The sequence below is a fragment of the Lacihabitans sp. CS3-21 genome, assembly GCF_024343675.1.
In the GTDB taxonomy this organism is placed as follows: Bacteria; Bacteroidota; Bacteroidia; order Cytophagales; family Spirosomataceae; genus Leadbetterella.
The window spans coordinates 199,869-221,443 of record NZ_RJUD01000097.1 but is presented as its reverse complement, the minus strand read 5'-3'; the positions used below and the strand labels follow the sequence as shown (position 1 = coordinate 221,443).

The window sequence follows — 21,575 nt, the reverse complement described above, 5'->3', positions numbered from 1 at the left end:
GAATAAAATCTCAAAATTATGATCAAAAAAATCGCTAAGATATTTATTATCATTTTGGTTATCCTGACAGGTGCATTCGGAATAATATATTTTGCAAAAAACGAAAAACTACCTATAGGAGACAGTCCAGAAAAAGCTGACGAATTGGCGAATAAAATGTTGGTAGCATTAAACAAACCCGCTTGGGATAGCACAAACCTAGTTTCTTGGACCTTTGCGGGAAGTCATAAATATGTTTGGGATAAGAAAAATGAAAAAGTATCCATTCAATGGGGAGAAAACTTGGTCTTTTTAAATTTAAAGGAATGGAACAAAGGCAAAGCATTTATAAAGAATGAACAAATTAAAGATAAGAAATTAGATGTCTTGAGAGGCAAAGCCTACGCCATGTTCTGCAATGATTCTTATTGGTTTATAGCTCCTTACAAAGTTTTTGACAATGGGGTTAGTAGAAAAATCGTAAAAATAGAGAATCAAAAAGATGCTTTATTGGTGACTTATTCCGCTGGTGGGGTTACACCCGGTGATTCATATTTGTGGGTTTTAGACGAAAAATATAGACCTCTTTATTTTAAAATGTGGGTAAAAATACTTCCAATTGGGGGAATAAAAGGAACTTGGGAAAATTGGATTACCACCAAAACTATGGCAAAAGTAGCTACAACTCACAAAATTGGCCCAATAACCAACATCATTTCTGATATAAATACTGGTTCCGATTTGTCTGAAATAGGACTTCCAAATTCATACTTTGATATTATAAAATAGCAACCATGCTGTTTGAATTCTTCAAATTAAATCTGATGAGCTTTGAATTATTTTTTGAAAAAATTAGACTAAAAGGTGTAAAAAATTAAATAATAGTTCTGATATTTATTAAAAATACACTTTTTAATACTTTTTTAACCAAAAATATTTTTAAAATGTAAAAATAATATTAATACTTATAATTGATTTTAATTTTACAACCTTGTTAATATCTTTTTCAAAAAAACATGAAAATAGGAGTACTTAAAGAAACTAAATTACTTGAAACCCGTGTTGCTCTCACCCCTGATACAGTGAAGCAACTTTTAAAAAAAGGCTTTGAGGTGGCTATCGAAACTGAAGCTGGCCTCCAGTCTTCCTTCTCTGACCAAGATTATTCAAATGCAGGAGCCAGTATTCACTCAAAATTAGAGATTTGTCAATCTGACGTCGTTCTAAAAGTAAACGCTTTTACCGAAGAGGAAGTCGGACAATTGAAAGAAGGCATCGTAACCATTTCTTTCTTATATGCCTACACTATTCCGTCTGTAATAGATGCACTTAAGCCTAAAAATATTTCCACTTTTTCTATGGATGCTGTTCCCCGAATTTCTATTGCTCAAAAAATGGACGCACTGAGTTCTCAAGCTAATTTGGCGGGCTATAAAACGGTCATGTTAGGAGCCAATGCTCTTGGCAAAATTTTCCCTTTACTGATGACAGCCGCAGGAACTATTACCCCTGTAAAAGTTCTAATTTTTGGGGCGGGAGTGGCTGGCCTTCAGGCAGTTGCCACAGCCAAAAGACTTGGGGCCGTGGTAGAAGTCACAGATGTCAGGCCAGAAACTAAAGAACAAGTGGAGTCCTTAGGAGGCAAATTCTTGACTGTGGAAGGTGTAGAAGGCGTAAAAATAGAGGGTGGTTATGCCAAAGAAGTCTCAGCAGAGTTTTTACAAAAACAAAAAGAACTGGTTGAAGCTAAAATAAAAGAGGCGGATTTGGTTATTACAACTGCATTAGTAATCGGCAAAAAAGCACCTGTTTTGGTATCCGAAGAAATGGTAAAGTCAATGAAAACGGGTTCGGTAATTGTGGACATGGCCGTGGAATCTGGAGGAAATTGTGCGGTTTCTGAAATTAACAAAACTGTGGTAAAACATGGTGTCACAATTATCGGAGAATCCAATTTGCCAGCCTTGCTCCCTATAAACGCCAGTCAGTTATATGCGACCAATATTTCAACGTTGCTTTTTCATTTAACAGATGAAAATGGATTCAAATGGGATTTGGAAGATGAAATAACCAAAGGCTCGTTGATAACCCATGGAGGAGAATTGGTTCACACATTCACAAAAAGTATTTTAGAAAAAATCTAAGTAAAAATGGAAATCATAAACAGCGTTATCACTTTTTTTGGAGAAAACATCCAAATAATTTACATTCTTATTCTTTCGATTTTTGTCGGAATTGAAGTCATTTCAAAAGTACCATCGGCATTGCATACACCCCTAATGTCAGGAGCCAATGCCATTCACGGTGTGGTGGTGATAGGAGCAATCATAGTGATGGGCCATGCTGAAGAAGGTAATTGGCTGGCCATAATTTTGGGTTTCCTAGCGGTTATTTTAGGTACGCTAAATGTAGTAGGTGGCTTTGTGGTGACCGACAGGATGTTAGAAATGTTCAAGAAAAAGAAATAAGTATCAAATCGAATTCAAAAAATGCAAAATCAATATTGGTTATACCTTATATATCTTCTTGCCTCTGTGTCCTTCATAGTGGGCTTAAAAATGCTTTCAGGGCCAAAAACAGCACGTCAAGGTAACTTCTTGGCAGCTGGTGGAATGACTTTAGCCATCATAGGTACCATTTTTCTCCATAAAAATGAAGAAGGACATTTAATTGGAAACTACGCTTGGATTTTTGGTGGAATTGCCATTGGAACAATAGCTGGCTGGCTATCTGCCAACAAAGTACAAATGACCGCCATGCCACAAATGGTAAGTTTATTTAATGGAATGGGCGGAGCCTGTGCTGGACTAATTTCGATTGTTGAATACAAGCATTTACATGACACTGCCTCTACAGGAGCGGTTATTACTATCCTTCTTGGGCTTATTATTGGTTCTGTTTCGTTTTCTGGTAGCATTATAGCCTATTTGAAGCTTCAGGAAATTATGAAAAAAACCTTCAGATTGCCTGCTCAGAACATTTTTACAATTGTACTGCTTTTATTGATAGTAAGTATGTTGGTTATCACCATCCAGCTACCTGCTATGTTTCATCTGTATCTCCTTTTGATTCTTTCATTGGGATACGGCGTGTTGTTTGTATTGCCAATAGGTGGGGCAGACATGCCCGTGGTAATTTCACTCCTCAACTCTTTCACCGGCCTTGCTGCCGCATTCGGTGGATTTTTGTATGACAACCAAGTAATGCTTACAGGCGGAATATTGGTAGGATCTGCTGGTACATTGTTGACCATTTTGATGTGTAACGCCATGAATCGTTCTCTTATGAATGTGATTTTTGGATCATTTGGAGGTGGCAATGCAGCAGTAGGTGCTGATGATGGATTTGTTGGAACTATTAAAAGTACCACCCCATCAGACGTGGCCATTTTAATGAAATATGCTCAAAATGTAATTATTGTTCCTGGTTATGGCTTGGCAGTTGCCCAAGCTCAACATGTTATTCATGAACTAGAGGAATTATTAGAAAAAGAAGGAGTAAATGTTCGATATGCCATTCACCCAGTGGCTGGACGTATGCCTGGACACATGAATGTGCTATTAGCTGAATCAAATGTTTCCTATGACAAGCTCGTAGAAATGGAGCAAATCAATGACGATTTCAGTAAAACTGATGTGGTATTTGTTGTCGGAGCTAATGATGTGGTTAATCCAGCAGCGAGGAATAATCCTGCCAGTCCGATATTTGGAATGCCCATATTGAATGCCGACAAAGCCAAAACAGTGATTGTGAGCAAAAGAAGCATGGGTAAAGGATATGCCGGTATAGAAAATGAGCTTTTTGGATACGATAACTGTCTTATGCTGTTTGGTGATGCAAAAGCATCTATCGGCAAGTTGGTTGCAGAATTGAAAGAGCTTTAGATTCTGTTCCCTTTTCCAATCAAAAAGCTATTTTAGCTTTGTTTGTAATTCGAATTTGATTAACTAATTTAAACTTTTTGATTGTATTTTTTTTGAGCTTTTGTCAAATTAGGAGGCCTAAAGATTCGTTACTATTTAATCAATTTGTTTTAACTCAAAAAGAAAAGCATTCATTTATATCCTAAAATATCCACTTATCAATAAAAAATACGTTAGGAGAAACCCTGTTACCTAATTCATTGTTTTATGTCTAAAGTTTGTGTATTTCTATTAAAAATTTAACTAAAGAAAGATGATTATAATAATTGGAGTTGTTTTTATGCTGATTGGTATGTTTGTAAGCAGCCGATTAAAAAGCAAGTTTGCTGAGTATTCTAAAATTGGATTGGCCAATGGCCTAAGCGGAGCAGAAATAGCTCAAAAGATGTTGCATGATAACAATATTTATGATGTAAAAATTACCCAAGTTGAAGGTCAATTGACTGACCATTACAATCCATTAGATAAAACGGTAAACTTGAGTGCAGATGTTTTTCATGGTAGAAGTGCGGCTTCTGCTGCAGTAGCAGCACACGAATGCGGTCATGCGGTACAGCATGCCATGGCCTATGCACCTTTAAAAATGCGTTCAGCAATGGTTCCTGCAGTAAACGTGGCTTCTAAAGTAATGGGTATGCTCAACATGTTTTTGATGTTCGGTGGTATCTATATGCTTTCGCAGGGCAGTGCGATGGGGGATATACTGTTAATAGTACTTATTGCTGCCAATGGTGCTATGGCTGCCTTTTCATTGATCACCCTTCCTGTAGAATATGATGCTAGTAAGAGAGCCTTAGCATGGATGACCAACCGTAACGTAGTAAACCAAAGCGAACATGCCATGGCCAAAGATGCATTGGATTGGGCTGCGAGAACTTATGTAGTTGGAGCCTTAGCAGCAATTGCCAACTTAATGTACTACGTAATGATGTTTTTAGGAAGACGAGATGATTGAAATTTCTCAAAATATAAGAATAAACCTCAGCATTTATGTTGAGGTTTTTTTTTGAAAATATTTTTATGAGCTTATTAAGAACTATCTTAAATGTTTTTCTTAAAAATCATTTACTTATTGAGCGGTATATATTTGAATTTTGGACAAACCATGCTTAATTTCAACAGTTTTTATGAATAAAAACAACATCGAAATTTTCGAAATCAAAATATAATTGTACCTTAGACGAAAAACAAAAACACAGATTTTGAAAAAGTTGTTTATTTTTGTGTTCTTCGTTTTTGCCATTATTGACATTATTGGCGAGTATTTTAAATACTTTAATTTAGTATTAGTCCTGCGGATCCTAATTATTCCAGTGGCATACCTAGGATTCTTGTCTTATAAAAAATACAAATTTGAACCTATTGGCAATTTACTTGCTGCTAGTATTATTTTTGGCAGTTTAGGATTGGTAGTAACTCATGTAATTCCTTATGGCGTTAACTACCTACAATCAACCCTCATAATTTACATCATTGAAGCCCAAATCCAACTATTCATCATCACACATTATTTTTATCCTAAGGACAAATCGATAAAAGATGAGTTCATAAAACTAATAATCATATTTTCCTTGGGCATGATTTTTATTTACTTTTTCTTTCCAATGTTCAGCTTTACTACTCAAACTATTGTTTTTATCAGAATTCTACAATTCAGTTTCTTCATTGCCTACACTTTTAAAAATAAGCTTCTAAATTGGCAAATCCACGGTAGCGTATGGATGCTTTTACTATCAAATATTATTTCAGTATTATTCCTTTACATATCACCTTCAAAGAATTATCATATTTTAGTAATGTCTTCTTTGTTTGCATCCAAATTTTTATTTGTAAATGGCCTAATTCAATCTATTAAAATCAAAAAAGACAATCATATTGAGGTTTAATTTTCACAATTTGACTACAACTATGAATTTTCAAATCGTGTTTTTAGATTACCTAGATATACCACCCAATTTCCACCTGGGATCAAATCAGAAATTTTTGAAATCATATTTGGAGCAAATGTTTTGACAAAATCATAATATTGATTGTCCACCATCCATTTTGGGGGTAATTCTATCCCAGTTTTGGAGAATATCCATAAAAAAACGCTTATCCCAAACAAAGCAGTAAAACCTCCTAAAAATGCCCCTAAAAGCCCATCAAGCGTACCTAAGAAAGTAAGTCTTACTGCCTTCCTCATCACCCAACCTGCTTTCCTAAGCAAGAATATAGTTGGAAGAAAAACTACAAAAAAACTCAAATAAGGAGAAATAGTGACCAAATTTTCCTTTCCAAAAATATTTTCTAAAAAATCAGCACCAAAGCTTAAAAACTTAAATCCAATAACGATGGCCACAACAAAGGCTGCTATGCCGAAAATCTCCATCAGCAAGCCCTTCTTGTAGCCATTAAAAGCACCAATAAGCACCGGTACAATTAGTATCAGGTCAATTATGGCCATTTCTTACTGAGCCAAAAGTGTTTTTACCATTTCAGAAATTGCCCTTCCTTCTGCCTTTCCAGCCAACTCTTTGCTGGCTACGCCCATCACTTTCCCCATGTCTGCTGGCGAGCTCGCTCCTACTTTCGTTATAATTTCGGCTATTATAGCTTTCAATTCGTCAGCCGACATGGCTGCTGGCAAATAAGTTTCTATGATGGCAATCTCTGCCAATTCCTTTTCAAGAAGTTCAGGTCTGTTTTGAGTTTTGTAGATTTCTGCTGAATCTTTGCGTTGTTTTACGGCTTTTTGCAAAATACGCATTTCATCTGCTTCTGTCAACCCTTCAGCACCTGGCTTGGTTTCCTCTATCAAGATAACCTTTTTTATATCCCTCAAAGCCAACAACTTAGCTGCATCACGGGCTAACATAGCTGCTTTAATATCTGCGTCTATTTGTGTTTTTAACGACATTTTTTAAATTATTTATTGTAGTTTTTAAAAATCATTCCAAAATAAAAATCGTAATTTTGGACCCATAAATGAGAATGCAAAAATGACAAAATTATCGGTCAATATCAACAAAATAGCAACTTTAAGAAACTCAAGAGGTGGAAACATGCCTGATTTAGTTAAAACAGCTATTGATTGTGAGATTTTCGGTGCACAAGGAATCACCGTTCACCCAAGACCAGACGAACGTCATATCAAATATCAAGATGTTTTCGATTTAAAAAAGGTTGTAAAAACAGAATTCAACATTGAAGGAAACCCTACGGAGGGCAGATTTCAAGAGGTGGTTTTGGCTGTAAAACCCGAACAAGTCACATTGGTTCCTGACGAACTCGGAGCCATTACTTCCAACGCAGGTTGGGACACCATAAGCTACAAAAGCAAACTGAAAGAAATTGTAAATATCTATAAATCAGAGGGAATAAGGGTTTCCATTTTTGTTGATGCAAACCCAGAAATGGTAGAAGCCGCTGCCGAAACTGGAACGGACCGAATTGAACTTTACACCGAATCGTACGCTGCTGAATATGCCAAAAGTCCTGAAAAAGCGATCGAGAGCTTTATAAAAGCAGCCGAAATGGCTCAAAAAGTAGAACTTGGAATAAATGCTGGGCATGATTTGAGCCTAGAAAACCTGGCTTACTTTTACAAAAACATTCCTGGACTTCTGGAAGTATCCATTGGCCATGCCTTGATCTGCGATGCCCTTTATTATGGCTTGGAAAATACTATTCAATTGTATTTGAGGCAGTTGGAAGGTTAAGTAATATGAAAACACTGTTTTTTTGCCTCTTATATTTTATTTTGTATTTCTTTATTTTAAACCTAATTGGTTTAATTTTTAAAATTCTCAAATCGTTTTTTAAGCGTAAAAAAATACTCCTTTTTACCAGTGTTAAAGATTTCATATTAACTCCATGGACCTTCGCCTCCTTTTTTCTGTCTCTTCTTTTATCATTCAATGCTTTTTTCCAAACAAGTATATTAGATCATTATGATGTAAAAAAAGGCACCTTAGAATGGTACTTGGTGATGGATAATGATTTTATTGTCAATTTCCCTATTTTATATCCAATAAACAAACCAATTTACAACCACATTGGAGGTGATTCACCAAATATTAGTGCAGGCTACGAGGTCGTATATGATTCAAACTTAAAAGAAAATCAACTATATCCTCAATTAGAAAATTACACCAAGCGTAACGGACTTAATCTTAAAAAAGTTAACTCGATTTATTGCAATTCTTCTGGGTTGGATTCTGTTTCAAAATATTCAATATACTCAGCTAAAGAAAATGGCTGCGTTGAAATTGTTTTTTTGGAAATGCCAAGAAAGACTACCAAAATCAAAGCCTCAATTATTTACTGAATACAAAAAAACGAATTCTCACTCCAAAATCCTCAATTTAGCAAAACTAAGCAGCAGTGTTTTCTCTCCTTCTGAGCCAAAATGTATAACCGCTTTGGCTGTAGGACCCAAATTATCCAGTTTTTTAACTTCTCCGAAACCAAACTTTTGGTGTTCTACTTTATCACCGGGCTTTAGATTTTTGGTGTCTGAAGGCACAAAATCCACAGTAGGTACATGTATTGCAGCTGACTTGGCTTGCGACACAGGTTTGAGATTTGCTATAGCTTGAGACCTAGTTGGCGGGGCAGTTACTACAGGCCTTTCTTTTCTACCAAACGCTTCAAAATCAAATCCTTTGGGTGTATAACTTGAACCACGGTCGTCAAATTTGAGGAAGGCAGGGTCTATTTCGTCAATAAATCGGCTTTTTTCACAAAAATTGAGTTTTCCCCAATTGTAGCGTTGCTCCGCATAACTCAGGGTTAGTTTTTTCTCTGCTCTGGTAATGGCCACATAAAACAACCTGCGTTCTTCTTCCAAATCCTCCCGGCTACGTAGCATCATCTGTGAAGGAAAAAGGTTTTCTTCCAATCCTACCACAAAAACATGTTTAAACTCCAAGCCTTTTGCACCGTGAATGGTCATCATGGTTACTTTGTCTGGGTCGCCGTCTTCTTCTTGATCCGCGTTTGTGAGCAAAGAAACCGTCTGCAAGAACGAACCAAGGGTTTTGTCTTCGTTTTCAGGATTATCCACAAACTGTTTGATGGAATTGAGTAATTCTTGCACGTTTTCATGTCGAGCAACACCTTCAACGGTTTTGTCGGTGTACAATTCATGCAAAATTCCCGTAGTTTTAGCGATATTCATAGCAATGGTATGGGCATCTTTTCCCTCCTCTTCCATAATGATGTAACTCTTTATGAGATTGGTAAAAGTGTCTATGGAATTTATCGCTCTTCCTTCCAAATACTGTTTGATGTTACAAATAACTTCCCAAACTGACTTTTGATTTTCGGAAGCCGTAACCACTATTTTGGCCACTGTAGAATCGCCAATTCCTCTTTTGGGAAGATTAATGATGCGTTTAAACGCTTCCTCATCTTGCTGATTTACTGTATATCTCAAATATCCCAATAGATCTTTTATTTCTTTTCTTTGATAAAAAGATAAGCCACCAATAATCCGGTATTTTATATTTAACCTGCGTAAAGCTTCTTCAAAAGCCCTTGATTGTGCGTTGGTTCTGTACAATATCGCAAAGTCCTGATTACGAAGTCCTTGATGTTTGGACTCAAATATGGTGTTGGCTATGATTTTACCTTCCTCGTTGTCCGAATGGGCTTTGATTACCTCAATCCTATCGCCTTCTTCATTGTCAGAAAATGTTTTTTTCTCTAACTGAGCTTTATTTTTAGCGATTAGGGAATTCGCCGCATTGACAATATTTTTTGTTGACCTATAATTTTGCTCCAGCTTAACTACCTTCAAATCAGGATAATCTTTCTTAAAATTGAGGATATTTTGAATGTTGGCACCACGGAAGGCATATATACTTTGGGCATCGTCACCTACCACACAAATATTCTGATGAACAGCTGAAAGCTTGCGTGTAATAAGATATTGGCTGATGTTGGTATCCTGAAACTCATCTACCATGACGTACTTAAATTTGTGCTGATATTTGTTCAGTACATCTAGATGATCCCTAAAAAGGACATTGGTATTGAACAATAAATCATCGAAATCCATGGCATTGGCAGAGAAACACCGTTGTGCATAGGTTTTATAAATCCGTCCGATTTCAGGCATTTGGGCAGAAATATCCTCAGCCTGAAAAACGGGGTTTTCGTTATACATCTGCCATGATATCAGGTTATTTTTAGCACCTGAAATCCTGTTTAATATGAAATTGGGTTTATAAGTTTTGTCATCAAGATGAAACTCTTTTACGATAGTTTTCAACAAAGATTTACTGTCGTCAGTATCGTATATGGTAAAGTTAGAAGTATAACCCAACCTAAAACCTTCGAAACGTAGAATTTTAGCAAAAACAGAGTGAAAAGTACCCATCCAAAGATTTTTAGCTTCAGAGCCGATGATTTTCTCAATTCTGTGTCGCATTTCTTCCGCAGCTTTATTGGTAAAAGTTAAAGAAAGAATATTGAATGCATCGACACCGCTACCCATCAAATGGGCAATTCGATAGGTCAAAACGCGAGTTTTGCCCGATCCAGCACCCGCAATTATCATTAACGGGCCGTTTTCGTGTGTGACAGCTTGATGCTGTGGTTCGTTAAGTTCTGCTAAAAAATCTATCACCTAATTCTTTTTGTTTTCACAAAGATAGGCCATGTAAAGAATTATTAAATTAATGATGAAAGAACATTTTAACAAAAGTCGTCCCTTTCCTTTAAATTGGATTGTTTATCAGAAAAACTAAAATACTTGCAAAACACAAATTAAGCAAATGAACTGTTTCACAAGAAAATGCTTAAAAATGTCTAGAAATCATTGTTTTGACAAAAAGTATTAAAACTTATTATGCTTATTGAGAACAAATTATTCAATCGGTCGTTAATTGATAAATATTTAATTTCTACAAAAAGTACAATTTGCTTTCTTCAAAAAAAAAGGCGAAATTTGTAACAAAGGAGTATTAAAAAAACCTATGTAAATGCAAAAGATTAAGTTTATCAACAAAACCCAAGCCACCTTTTTTACGTCATTAAGAACGCGAGTGGATGAATACTTTCAGCAAAAAAACCTACCAAAGTCTGGTGGAAATAGTTTGATAATAAAAGCTATTATTATGCTTTCTTTATATTTCGTTCCTTATTTTTTCGTACTGTTTGGTGGCTATTCTACACTAATCAATGTATGCTTATTGGTACTGATGGGTATAGGAATAGCAGGCACAGGTATGGGCGTTATGCACGACGCCATTCACGGTACTTTTTCTGAAAAAAAATGGGTAAATAAACTATTCGGAGGAAGTATTTATTTTCTAGGAGGAAATGCATATAACTGGGAAATGCAACATAACACGCTTCACCATACCTACACAAATATTTTAGATATGGACGAAGACATAACAGGCAAATTTATGCTCAGGCTAAATGTGGCTGCGAAAAAGAAATTCTTTCATCGTTTTCAACATATTTATGCTTTTTTCCTGTACAGTTTGATGACCGTTTCTTTCTTATGGAAAGATTTTAAAGAAATTGGTCTTTTCAATCAATTGGCAAAAGATGGTATCATGAAACCTTTTTCAAGAAGAGAATTGACCATTCTTATAGCGACAAAGCTACTTTACGTTGTTTTCATTTTTGTAGTTCCTATGGTATTGATGGACATCAGTTTTGGCCAGTGGATTTTAGGATTTTTAATCATGCATTGTGTCGCTGGACTGATATTGAGTACCATTTTTCAGTTAGCACATGTGGTTGAAGGAGCAATTCAACCCATACCTGACGAAAATGGCTGTGTTGAAAATGCTTGGGCTGTCCATCAACTTAAAACTACTTCAAACTTTTTTGGGGAAAATAAGCTTTTTTCTTGGTACATCGGTGGTTTAGATTTTCAGATTGAACATCATCTTTTTCCAAAAATTTCGCATATTTATTACAGAGATCTTTCAAAAATAGTGGCAGACACTGCCAAAGAATTCGGTTTGTATTATAACTCAAAAGGCGGTTTTTTCCCTGCATTGGGTTCACATATAAACATGTTGAAGCAATTGGGTGTTTCATAAAAAACAAATAATATGAAATTAATAATCATCACATTTTTAATCCTCGGTGGAATGGCATTTTTCAACAAGAATTTAATTAAAAATATCTTTAGTAAAAAACAAACAATTCTATCATCAAACGATACCATGAATTTAAAAGGCTCTTTTTATGATTTTACGGTCAATGACCTTAGCGGAAAACCAGTTAGTTTGAAAGAATATAAAGGTAAAACAGTTGTGCTAATTAATGTAGCCTCAAAATGTGGTTTTACTCCTCAATATGCCGATTGGCAAAAATTCCATGAAAAATATGGGGATAAAATAGCCGTATTAGGATTTCCGGCAAACGATTTTATGTCTCAGGAGCCTGGTAGCAGTGAAGAAATAGCAGAATTTTGCCAAAAGAATTACGGTGTTACTTTCAGAATGTTCGAGAAAATAGAAGTGTCTGGCAAAGATAAAGCACCTCTTTACAATTGGCTGAGCAATAAAGACCTAAACGGATGGAATGACAAAGAACCCTCTTGGAATTTTTGTAAGTATCTCATCAATAAAGATGGCAAATTAACTCATTTCTTTGAGTCAAAAATTACACCAGAAAATCCAGAATTCCTCCAAGCAGTTGGTATTTAAAAGATGAGTATTGCAGTAAAAGATTGGCTATCAGCGGCAAGGTTAAGAACGCTTCCCTTAGCTCTTTCTAGTATTATAATGGGTGGTTTTTTGGCCGCGAAGTTCGGGAATTTTAATGCTACAATTTTCGTCTTGGCTTGTTTGACTACTATCCTACTTCAAGTACTTTCAAATTTTGCAAATGATTATGGGGACACACAAAACGGAGCTGACTTGGCAGATAGAGTTGGCCCTGCTAGAGCAGTCCAATCGGGTAAAATAAGCCCACAACAAATGTTTCGAGGAATAATTTCTCTTGGCGTTTGTTCTTTAATAGCTGGCGTATTGCTAATTTACGTATCATTTGGAGGCTTTACCCAATTATTTTGGACCTTTTTAGCAATTGGCTTAATTTGTATTTTAGCAGCATACACTTACACCGCAGGTAAAAAACCGTATGGATATAGTGGATATGGAGATATCTCGGTTTTCATATTTTTTGGTCTAGTCGGCGTTGTTGGTAGCTATTTTCTTTATTCAAAAAGTTTCCATCCTCAAATTATTTGGCCCGCCATCAGTTGTGGAGCCTTGGCCACTGGAGTTCTAAACATCAACAATTTAAGAGATATCAATTCTGATAAAACCGCCGGAAAAATCACAATTCCAGTACGGATTGGCAGAAAAAATACCATTGTTTATCATTGGGCAATACTTTTAGTTGCGATAGCAAGTACCTTTATATTTGTGGGTAATATTGAAAATGTAAAGCCTTATTATTATTTTTCTTTTGCATTAATAATTGTCAATGGTGTACAAGTCTCTAAATCTTCAAATCCTGACCCTTACCTTAAAACACTGGCGTTAACTTCTTTAGCCTATGTTTTACTGCTTGGTTTGAGTATAAATTAATGAGCATCAAGTTTCTATAAAACAGAAAATCCGTATCCATTAAAATCTTTTTGATTATCTTTGACTTATTTTTTTAAATATACCCCATGAGAAAACATTTACTTCCCTTTGTCTTTATCTTTTCTTTTAGCATAGTGTCTTTTTCGCAACAAACTGCATCAGAATATTTTGAAGCAGGTGTGAACAAAAGCAAAGCAGGAGACTTTATTGGAGCTTTAGCTTCATTTAGTACAGCTATCGCCATGAATCCTGACAATCACCAAAGTTATTTTAATAGAGGCCTAGCTAAACAAGCCTTAAAGGATAATAGAGGAGCAATATTAGACTTTGATAAAGCTATAGACTTAAGCCCTAGAGATGCCATGTCATACCTTTATAGAGGACTTAGCAAAAGCTATCAAGATGACAACAGAGCAGCACTACAAGATTTTAATAGAGCAATAGAAATAGCTCCAGATGATGCTTACTCTTATTTACAAAGAGGGACCATCCGAGCAAAACTGAATGAATTGTCAAGAGCCATTCAAGATTTCACTAAAGTAATTGAACTCAACCCAAGCGACAAAGAAAAATACCAAGCGTATTACTCAAGAGGACTTTGTAAGTCCAAATTAGACGACTTCAATGGTAGTATTGCCGATTATTCAAAATCAATAGAAATAAATCCCAAAAGAGCTCAGACTTATGTGGAAAGAGGTAAAAACCGAATAAAAGTAAATGCTTATTCTGAAGCCATCAATGATTTTGACGAGGCACTAAAATTGGATATTCAAGACGCTCAATCATTTTTTTATAGAGGTTTCTCTAAAGGGAAATTGGAAGATTACAATGGAGCCAAATTAGATTTTGACAAGTGCTTACAAATAGATCCAAATAATCAGGCTGCTTATTATGGAAGAGGATTTGCCTATTCAAAACTCAACAATCAAAAAGCGGCTTTATCAGACTTCAACAAAGCTTTGTTTGAAAAAACTGACGCAAAAGGAAGTAAAGACGCATACAGTGGAGCACTTACCAAGGCTACTTTGGACATGCTAAGAGGGGCTGTAGATGAGAAAATCAAAATAGTAGATTTTACGGATGAAAAATCAGAAGTTCATTATGCCAAAGGTGTTTCGAATTACAGGGCCTCCAACCTCAAAGATGCTCTAGTAGACCTTAATAAATCAATTGAACTGAATCCTACTTATGCTGAGGCTCACTTTGCGAGAGGATTGGTAAGGTCTACCATGGGTACTCAATCTGAAGCCATGATTGACTGTGGAAATGCAATAAAAATAAATCCAAAATATGCTGAGGCTTATTATGTAAGGGGTTTGATTAAAAATGCCACAGGAGATAACAATGGTGGATGTTTTGACCTCAGCAAGTCTGGAGAGCTGGGTTATGCTGCAGCTTATAACGTTATCAAAGATTATTGCAATTGATAAAAGAATATAAAAGAGAATATGAAAGAGTGGAGAAATCCACTCTTTTTTTGTTAGTTCTCAAATCTCATGTGCTTAACAGATTCTCCAGAATTTGCAAGCTCTTCTAAGGATTCTATCCCTATCTGAAGGTGTTTCTCTACAAAATTTGAGGTAACTTTTCTATCGCTTTCTTCCGTTTTAACACCATCAGGCTCCATTGGATTATCCGATACCAATAACAAGGCACCATGCGGTATAGAATTCACAAAACCAACAATAAAAATTGTGGCTGTTTCCATATCAATACCTAAGGCTCTGATTTCCTTTAAATAGTCCTTAAACGCTTCATCGTGTTCCCAAACTCTCCTATTGGTTGTATAAACAGTTCCAGTCCAATAGTCCATTTCGTGCTTAATGATCATGTCCGATACCGCTCTTTGCAACCTAAAAGATGGCAAAGCTGGAATCTCAGGTTTGGCGTAATCGTTGCTGGTCCCTTCGCCTCTAATGGCTGCTATGGGCAATATGAAATCACCCAATGCACTTATTTTTTTCAGGCCTCCACACTTTCCCAAAAACAAGACGGCTTTGGGTTGGATAGCGGTCAATAAATCCATAACAGTGGCTGCCATGGCACTTCCCATTCCAAAGTTTATTATTGTAATATTACCTGCTGAGGCTGTTTGCATAGCATTGCTGGTGCCCTTTACTTCAACACCGTATTTGTCGGCGAACATTTTTACATAATTCGAGAAATTTGTAAGTAAAATATAAGGTTTAAAGTCTTCGAGAGGAGTTCCAGTATATCTGGGAAGCCAGTTCTTAACTATTTCTTCTTTAGTTTGCATATATCATTAGTTTGTTTAAAATTTGAAGTAGAAAACCTAAATTGTCAGAAAAAGATTCCCATTGCAATATGTTTATTAAAAATGAAAAACGCAAAATAAAAGACATTGAGGGGAAGTCTTATATTTTTGATATTATTAGAAAAAAATACATTCTCTTAACACCTGAGGAAATAGTGAGGCAAAATTTTCTGGATTATCTGATACTCGAGAAAAACTATACTAAAAACCTGATTAAGTTAGAGTCGGCTTTAAAATATAACACCTTAAAAAAGAGATCAGATATTCTTGTTTATGATAAACTTGGCGAGCCTTTTTTACTTGTTGAGTGTAAAGCAGAAAGTGTGGCAATTTCACAGCTTACAATTGAGCAAGCTAGCCGATATAACCTCCAAATCAAAGCCCCGTTTGTTTGTATCACCAATGGATTTAAGACCTATTGCTTTAAAATTGACTTTGATGATAATTCAATTACGCAATTGAATGCTATCCCTGAGATGATTTAAAGCCTCAAATTTCATTTAGCCATTGTAAAAACTCTACTTTTCGACGCCTCGATACCGGAATTTCAACATCCAATTCTGTCATTACAGTCCCACCCTCACCTTTGGTGTATTTCTTTATGTAAGTTTTGTTTACTAAAAAAGAGTGATGAATTCTAAAAAAACCATAGGAGGTAAGATGTTCTTCAAAATCTTTGATGCTTTTTGTAACCACTTTTTTGGTTCCGTCTTTCAGGAATACATGCGTATAATCTTCGTCTGCCTCACAATAGACTATTTGATCTATCTGAACAAGTTCTAGGCCGTTAAGAACAGGAAGAGGAATTTTATTCGAAGTGTTTTTTGGCATTTTTAGACTTTCCAAAAGTATCTTAAAGTTGTTGGTGATATTATTGGTAGCAATATTTTTGATAGCTTTTTCTACTGCATCTTTTACCTCTTGAATATTTATTGGTTTTAACAAATAATCTAATGCACTGAATTTTATTGCAGTAATGGCATATTGGTCAAATCCAGTTGTGAAAATTACTTGAAAATTAATTGAATCAAATCTTTCAAGAAGGTCAAACCCTGACCCAAACGGCATTTCAATATCCAAGAAAACGATGTCTGGCTTTTTACTTAAAATTAGCGGATATGCCTCCTCAATGTTGTTGGCTATTCCCAAAATCTCAAGTTGATTTTCACAGTAGGTAAGAATGATTTTAGAAAGCGTCTCTATGCTTCTATTTTCATCATCTATAATCAAACAGCTATGCATTCTATTTATATTTTAGGGAAATAAATTTCTACTAATGTACCTATATTTTCAGAGTTTTCTAACAAATCAGAAATTTTATATTCAATATTTTCCAAATTAAGCTTGTTATAATTCTCAATTCTATGCGTTGTGATTTTAAGCCCTTGAGACTTATATCCTTGACTTGAAAGGGATTTGATTTTCTCTGCAGCCTTTCTTCCGACACCATTATCTTCTATTCTGACTACTATACGATTATCAATATCCTTGAAAGAAATTCTCAAAAATCCTTTTGTGGATTTATATCGGAGTCCATGATTAATGGCATTTTCAATAAATGGCTGTAGCAACATCGTCGGAATTTCATTGTACTTGTTAACCTTCGGGTCAACTTCAAAAACATACTCAAATTTATTATCGAACCTAAGTTTCTCTAATTCTACATACAATTTAAGATTGGCAATTTCTTCATTTATAGAAATATATTTACTTCTTGACGAATCCAAAAACTGGCGAATTAGGGCTGCAAACTTGGTCAAATAAAAATTGGCCATTTGCTCATCTTTATGGATGATATAGCTCTGTATGGAGTTTAAGGCATTGAAAATAAAGTGGGGATTCATTTGCATTTGCAAAGCCCTAAGTTCGAGCTCGGAGTATGCATTTTGAGCCATTTCGGTTTCCTGTTTTGCAATTTGAGTTTCGTTTTCAGCTTCCTTTATCTTAGTTACATCTTTAAATATACCTGAAATAAGGCTCAAATCCATCGTGTCGTCCTTCACTTTTTTATTTGAAGTATAAATCCATTTTAGATTCCCACTTTTATCTTTGATTCTAAAAGTGCCGCTTGAGTATCCATTTTCTTTTAATGAAATGATCAAATCTTCCAGAATGGGCTGATCCTCCTGAACAGCAAAATCATTTAATCGAAATTTGTCATTTTTCCAATCATCACTAGATATTCCATAGATATTCATGATCGACTCGCTGATAAAAAGGGGTTTTAAGGAAGGATATTCTCTGGCCCAAACTACTTCATCTAAGGAATTCAAGATAATATTCAATTTCTGTTTGCTATCTTTTAGGGCAATTTCCATGTTTTTGCGGTTCTCAATATTTCTGATTACCACAACCGACGAAATTGGATAGCTGTCATCACCAAGAACCACATTTACTACTACCTCAATCCAAAAATAATAGCCATTTTTATGTTTGACTCTCAATTCGAAGAAAATGTTTTTACCTAAAAGTTGAGGTATATCGCCAATAACATTGTTTAATACATCTATATCGTCTATATGAACAAATTCAAATATCTCAACTATATTTAATGATTGTACTTGCTCCCAAGAGTAGCCAAATAGTTTTTCACATTGCGAAGAATAGTAGATTATCTCATTGTCTTTGAATATCATAAAACCATCAGAGGTATTATCGGTTATGAATCTAAGCCGCCTTTCGTTTTCAATTAAAGCAAGTTCACTTCGTTTTCTTTCCGTAATATCACTTATTATTTCTACGATTTGGCTAGCACTTCCCATACTGTCATACAAGATGGTAGAAGTCATCTCCACCCAAATCCAGTTTCCCTTAAAGGTTTGAACTTTAAATTCAATGGGACTATTTTTGGAATTTAAATTTGCGTTTTCTAGTACAAAATCCGTTGAATCAGTCTTAAACAAGTTTGAAGGTCTATTTCCTAAAAGATCATTCAGGTCAATCTCAAACAATTTCAAATAGGCATTATTAGCCCAGATTGCATTACATTCAATGTCTGAAATCAAAACACCATTATTTATCTTTTGAGCTACAATAGATAAACGCTTGACCTCATTGGCTACTGCCACTTTTTGCGTTACATTTCTAGCTATGCCACTGATTTTGATTAACTCTCCGCTTTCATTAAATATTGGGGATGTTTTTTCATTAATAACCCTTATTTCTCCTTTGGGAGTTTTTATTTTGTAGTTTATTTCGTTATAAATACCTTCACTAATTACTTTCTTCCGTTCTTCTATGGAATCAAAATCGTCTTCTAAAATAAGTTTCTCTATAAATTGAAAGTCATTGTAGCCTTCTTCAGCTGAGATGCCAAATACATCAAAACAAGCTTTACTAATTAATAAAAACTTCGTATTAACTAAATCAAAGAGCCAAAAAACCTCTTCTAATGTTTCACTAATTTGTTTGAAATTTTCTTGACTTTCCTCCTTAAGCTTTTCATTTTCAAGCTTTTCTATTGCTGAACCTATACTGGCTCCTATGGACAGTAGCAGATTAGAATAGTTTTCGCTCCAAATTCTTTCAGAGTTGCAGTCGTCAAACCCTATATATCCCAAAAGATTCTCTTTGGACTTAACAGGAATAACCAATTGACTTTTAATATTTTGCGAAAACAACCTTTGATAATGCTCTGGATCTTTAATATCTGAAATCACAAATTGAAATGGCCGCCCTTCAACCAATTCATGATAATATTTGCCAATTTTAGCGTATTCTAACGATTGTAAAAGCGGATTGTCCATTTCAGGTTTCACACCATCTTGAACCCATTCTTGAATTTGTCTAAAATAACCCTTATCGATTTCATTGGTGAAATAATAAACCCTACTAGATTTACAGGCATCACCTATTTTTTGCAAAATTAACTTTAGGGAATTTTCAAGATTAGTGGTTTTTTGAAGAATTTGACTTACTTCAGCAGTTACTTTCAATATTTCATTACGTTCATATAGTCTTCTCTCTGCATCTTTTCTAAGTTCTTGTTCCCAAAGTGTCAAACTTATGTTTCCAATATGTCTAATAAATGCCAATTCTTGTGCATTCCATTCTTTAGTGTCCGTATGTTCACAGCAAATTATTCCTTTGAATTGCTCGCCCAATTTTAAGGGAATATCAACCGCAGACTTAATGTTATTCTTTAAATAATAACCATTTACAATCTCTTCCTCATTTTTAAATGGCCCTATTAATACATTTGAGCAAACTAATTCAAGATTGCTTTTTAAGGCATCTAAATATGGCTGCCAATGCTTTTTCAATAGTGGGCTTTCATTTTGGTGTAATCTCGTAGAACTTGAAAAACAATCAAGACAGTCTATTTGATCATCTTTAACGTCCCAAATACTAGCATATTCGATATTCAATCCTTTGGTTAAGGCTTCGGTAAGCTTTTTACAGTTGTTTAAAAAATCATTTTCAAATGAAATAGAATTATTGGCCAAATCATACAAAATCTCGTTTTGGAGTGCCAAACTATTCTTCCTTTCAATTTCAAGATTTTCTTGGATGATTCTATCTGTAATATCTATCGAGAAAATGAGTACACATTTTTTTCGTTGACCTGGAATGTCAATTGGAATTTTGATCGTTTGAAAATATCCAAATCCACCTCCAATACGAATCCCTTTTTCTTTAGGGATAATTATTGATTTTTGCTCATCTATAACTTTTCTATCATCTTCCAAATATTTTTGAATAAGTTCAGAGTCAGAATTGTAATCTTTATCGCTCAGACCCACAATATCCTCTGGGTTTATACCAAACATAGTGGCAGCATTCTTATTCGCAAATATAAATTCACCATCATAATTTTTCACTGCAATAAAACCTGGGAAGTTGTCAACCAGTCCAATACTAAGAATAGCCTCAAAGTTTATACTTTGCTTTGCCTTTTTTAAATCAGTGTGGTCTTTGGCCACAATCAATGTCCTTTGAAGTTCTCCAGATTCATCATAAAAATTGTGCAGTATATCTTCTCTATATATAACTGACTCATTATTAGGCACAAATCTAAACTTCAATCGAAACTTTGGAAGCTTCTTTTGTGAGGCCATTTCCAAATTATATCTTACATTTTCAATATCTTCAGGATGAATATATTGAAACAAATCTTCTACCGATACTTTTCTATTCTCAAAAAAACTATCCTTAAAATCCTTCTTTAATTTTTCACTAGCATAAGTTAGTACGCCTTTCTCAAAAATATAAATGCCGTCAGAGGTATTTTCTGCTAATAAATAGAATTGTTTTTGGAAATAATCATCGGGTGGCCTTTGGTCAATCTGCTGAATGTTACCAATAATCACAGGCTGATTGCTATAATGATTGGCCTTCATCATTTTGACATTTAGATATAGCTTTTCACCATCAACTCGCATTATTCTAACTATGGTTGATTGAACGGTTTGCGTTAGAAGTGCGTTTTCAAAAGCAGCAACGAGGCCAAGAATATCAAAGGTTCCAATCAGTTGGTTGATTACCTTTTCAAGATTGACAGGTTCAGAAGGTAGAAAACCAAAAAGCGAAGCTGTTGAAGCATTTATTTTTAAAAGCCCAGTATTGATTTGATATTGCCAAATACCAAAATTTGACAGTTCTAAAAACTGATTAAAATGTGTGGGATCTAAGATAATTTCTTCTTCAATTTGCCCAACGAGCCTGTCTAAACTCAACTTTCTTAAATCGACTGATGCCTTGGAAGCAACCTTTAGCTTAAAATAAAGGACAATTTTATCAGCATATTTCCCTAATATAAAGGAAACAAATGAACTAATAACTAAAAGCACTAAAGCTACATGCATGTTATCCATATAAAAACCATCAGGTATTAGAAAACATTGGCTTTAAAAA

19 protein-coding genes are annotated in these 21,575 nt (G+C 35.0%); 13 read left to right on the top strand and 6 right to left on the bottom strand.

The window, feature by feature from the left end; translation table 11 throughout:
- The first annotated feature begins 18 nt into the window (after window positions 1–18).
- The 6 genes from EGI24_RS15530 (at window position 19) to EGI24_RS15505 (ending at window position 5,788) form a co-directional block, all read left to right on the top strand.
- A complete protein-coding gene (locus tag EGI24_RS15530; RefSeq protein ID WP_255049409.1) occupies window positions 19–768 on the top strand; it encodes a hypothetical protein in 750 nt (249 codons plus the stop codon).
- A 227-nt stretch (window positions 769–995) separates the two neighbouring features.
- Complete coding sequence (locus tag EGI24_RS15525) at window positions 996–2,123, top strand: Re/Si-specific NAD(P)(+) transhydrogenase subunit alpha (RefSeq protein ID WP_255049408.1); 1,128 nt, start codon at window positions 996–998, stop codon at window positions 2,121–2,123.
- A 6-nt stretch (window positions 2,124–2,129) separates the two neighbouring features.
- Complete coding sequence (locus EGI24_RS15520) at window positions 2,130–2,447, top strand: NAD(P) transhydrogenase subunit alpha (RefSeq protein ID WP_262926204.1); 318 nt, start codon at window positions 2,130–2,132, stop codon at window positions 2,445–2,447.
- 21 nt (window positions 2,448–2,468) lie between these two features.
- Window positions 2,469–3,863, top strand: coding sequence for an NAD(P)(+) transhydrogenase (Re/Si-specific) subunit beta (locus tag EGI24_RS15515; protein ID WP_255049407.1), 1,395 nt, complete (start codon window positions 2,469–2,471; stop codon window positions 3,861–3,863).
- Between the two features lie 292 nt (window positions 3,864–4,155).
- Window positions 4,156–4,857, top strand: a complete 702-nt coding sequence (locus EGI24_RS15510; RefSeq protein WP_255049406.1) for a zinc metallopeptidase — start codon at window positions 4,156–4,158, stop codon at window positions 4,855–4,857.
- A gap of 247 nt (window positions 4,858–5,104) precedes the next feature.
- The gene (locus tag EGI24_RS15505) at window positions 5,105–5,788 is read left to right on the top strand and encodes a hypothetical protein (RefSeq protein WP_255049405.1); all 684 of its coding nucleotides are present in this window, start codon (window positions 5,105–5,107) and stop codon (window positions 5,786–5,788) included.
- Between the two features lie 20 nt (window positions 5,789–5,808).
- On the opposite strand, the gene EGI24_RS15500 is transcribed toward EGI24_RS15505, so the two are convergent.
- Entirely contained in the window at window positions 5,809–6,348 is a 540-nt protein-coding gene (locus EGI24_RS15500; RefSeq protein ID WP_255049404.1) for a CvpA family protein, read from the bottom strand.
- A 3-nt stretch (window positions 6,349–6,351) separates the two neighbouring features.
- Window positions 6,352–6,801 carry a GatB/YqeY domain-containing protein gene (locus EGI24_RS15495; RefSeq protein ID WP_255049403.1) on the bottom strand — a complete coding sequence of 150 codons (450 nt, stop codon included), beginning with the start codon at window positions 6,799–6,801 and terminating at the stop codon, window positions 6,352–6,354.
- Between the two features lie 82 nt (window positions 6,802–6,883).
- On the opposite strand from EGI24_RS15495, the gene EGI24_RS15490 reads away from it, so the two are divergent.
- Together EGI24_RS15490 and EGI24_RS15485 are read left to right on the top strand one after the other, a co-directional pair.
- Window positions 6,884–7,603: a pyridoxine 5'-phosphate synthase gene (locus tag EGI24_RS15490; protein ID WP_255049402.1), complete on the top strand. Its 720-nt coding sequence runs from the start codon at window positions 6,884–6,886 to the stop codon at window positions 7,601–7,603.
- Between the two features lie 269 nt (window positions 7,604–7,872).
- Window positions 7,873–8,211, top strand: a complete 339-nt coding sequence (locus EGI24_RS15485; RefSeq protein WP_255049401.1) for a hypothetical protein — start codon at window positions 7,873–7,875, stop codon at window positions 8,209–8,211.
- 18 nt (window positions 8,212–8,229) lie between these two features.
- Here the strand turns inward: EGI24_RS15485 and EGI24_RS15480 are convergent, their stop codons facing one another.
- Window positions 8,230–10,515, bottom strand: coding sequence for a UvrD-helicase domain-containing protein (locus EGI24_RS15480; RefSeq protein ID WP_255049400.1), 2,286 nt, complete (start codon window positions 10,513–10,515; stop codon window positions 8,230–8,232).
- 355 nt (window positions 10,516–10,870) lie between these two features.
- Here EGI24_RS15480 and EGI24_RS15475 point away from each other — a divergent pair, with 355 nt between their 5' ends.
- The 4 genes from EGI24_RS15475 (at window position 10,871) to EGI24_RS15460 (ending at window position 14,874) form a co-directional block, all read left to right on the top strand.
- Window positions 10,871–11,947, top strand: coding sequence for an acyl-CoA desaturase (locus EGI24_RS15475; protein ID WP_255049398.1), 1,077 nt, complete (start codon window positions 10,871–10,873; stop codon window positions 11,945–11,947).
- A gap of 12 nt (window positions 11,948–11,959) precedes the next feature.
- Window positions 11,960–12,559: a glutathione peroxidase gene (locus EGI24_RS15470; protein WP_255049397.1), complete on the top strand. Its 600-nt coding sequence runs from the start codon at window positions 11,960–11,962 to the stop codon at window positions 12,557–12,559.
- Between the two features lie 3 nt (window positions 12,560–12,562).
- Window positions 12,563–13,447: a 1,4-dihydroxy-2-naphthoate octaprenyltransferase gene (gene menA, locus EGI24_RS15465; protein ID WP_255049396.1), complete on the top strand. Its 885-nt coding sequence runs from the start codon at window positions 12,563–12,565 to the stop codon at window positions 13,445–13,447.
- Window positions 13,448–13,533: 86 nt separating this feature from the next.
- Complete coding sequence (locus tag EGI24_RS15460) at window positions 13,534–14,874, top strand: tetratricopeptide repeat protein (RefSeq protein ID WP_255049395.1); 1,341 nt, start codon at window positions 13,534–13,536, stop codon at window positions 14,872–14,874.
- Between the two features lie 53 nt (window positions 14,875–14,927).
- On the opposite strand, the gene EGI24_RS15455 is transcribed toward EGI24_RS15460, so the two are convergent.
- On the bottom strand, window positions 14,928–15,704 hold the full coding sequence (locus EGI24_RS15455; protein WP_255049394.1) for an AMP nucleosidase: 777 nt from the start codon (window positions 15,702–15,704) through the stop codon (window positions 14,928–14,930).
- A gap of 68 nt (window positions 15,705–15,772) precedes the next feature.
- Between EGI24_RS15455 and EGI24_RS15450 the strand changes: the two genes are divergently transcribed.
- Window positions 15,773–16,207 (top strand): type I restriction enzyme HsdR N-terminal domain-containing protein, encoded by a 435-nt coding sequence (locus EGI24_RS15450; RefSeq protein WP_255049393.1) that lies wholly within the window; start codon window positions 15,773–15,775, stop codon window positions 16,205–16,207.
- Window positions 16,208–16,211: 4 nt separating this feature from the next.
- Here EGI24_RS15450 and EGI24_RS15445 read toward each other — a convergent pair whose 3' ends face one another.
- Both EGI24_RS15445 and EGI24_RS15440 read right to left on the bottom strand, forming a co-directional pair.
- The gene (locus EGI24_RS15445) at window positions 16,212–16,964 is read right to left on the bottom strand and encodes a LytTR family DNA-binding domain-containing protein (RefSeq protein ID WP_255049392.1); all 753 of its coding nucleotides are present in this window, start codon (window positions 16,962–16,964) and stop codon (window positions 16,212–16,214) included.
- Between the two features lie 5 nt (window positions 16,965–16,969).
- A complete protein-coding gene (locus EGI24_RS15440) occupies window positions 16,970–21,526 on the bottom strand; it encodes a PAS domain S-box protein (RefSeq protein WP_255049390.1) in 4,557 nt (1,518 codons plus the stop codon).
- Window positions 21,527–21,575 lie beyond the last annotated feature (49 nt).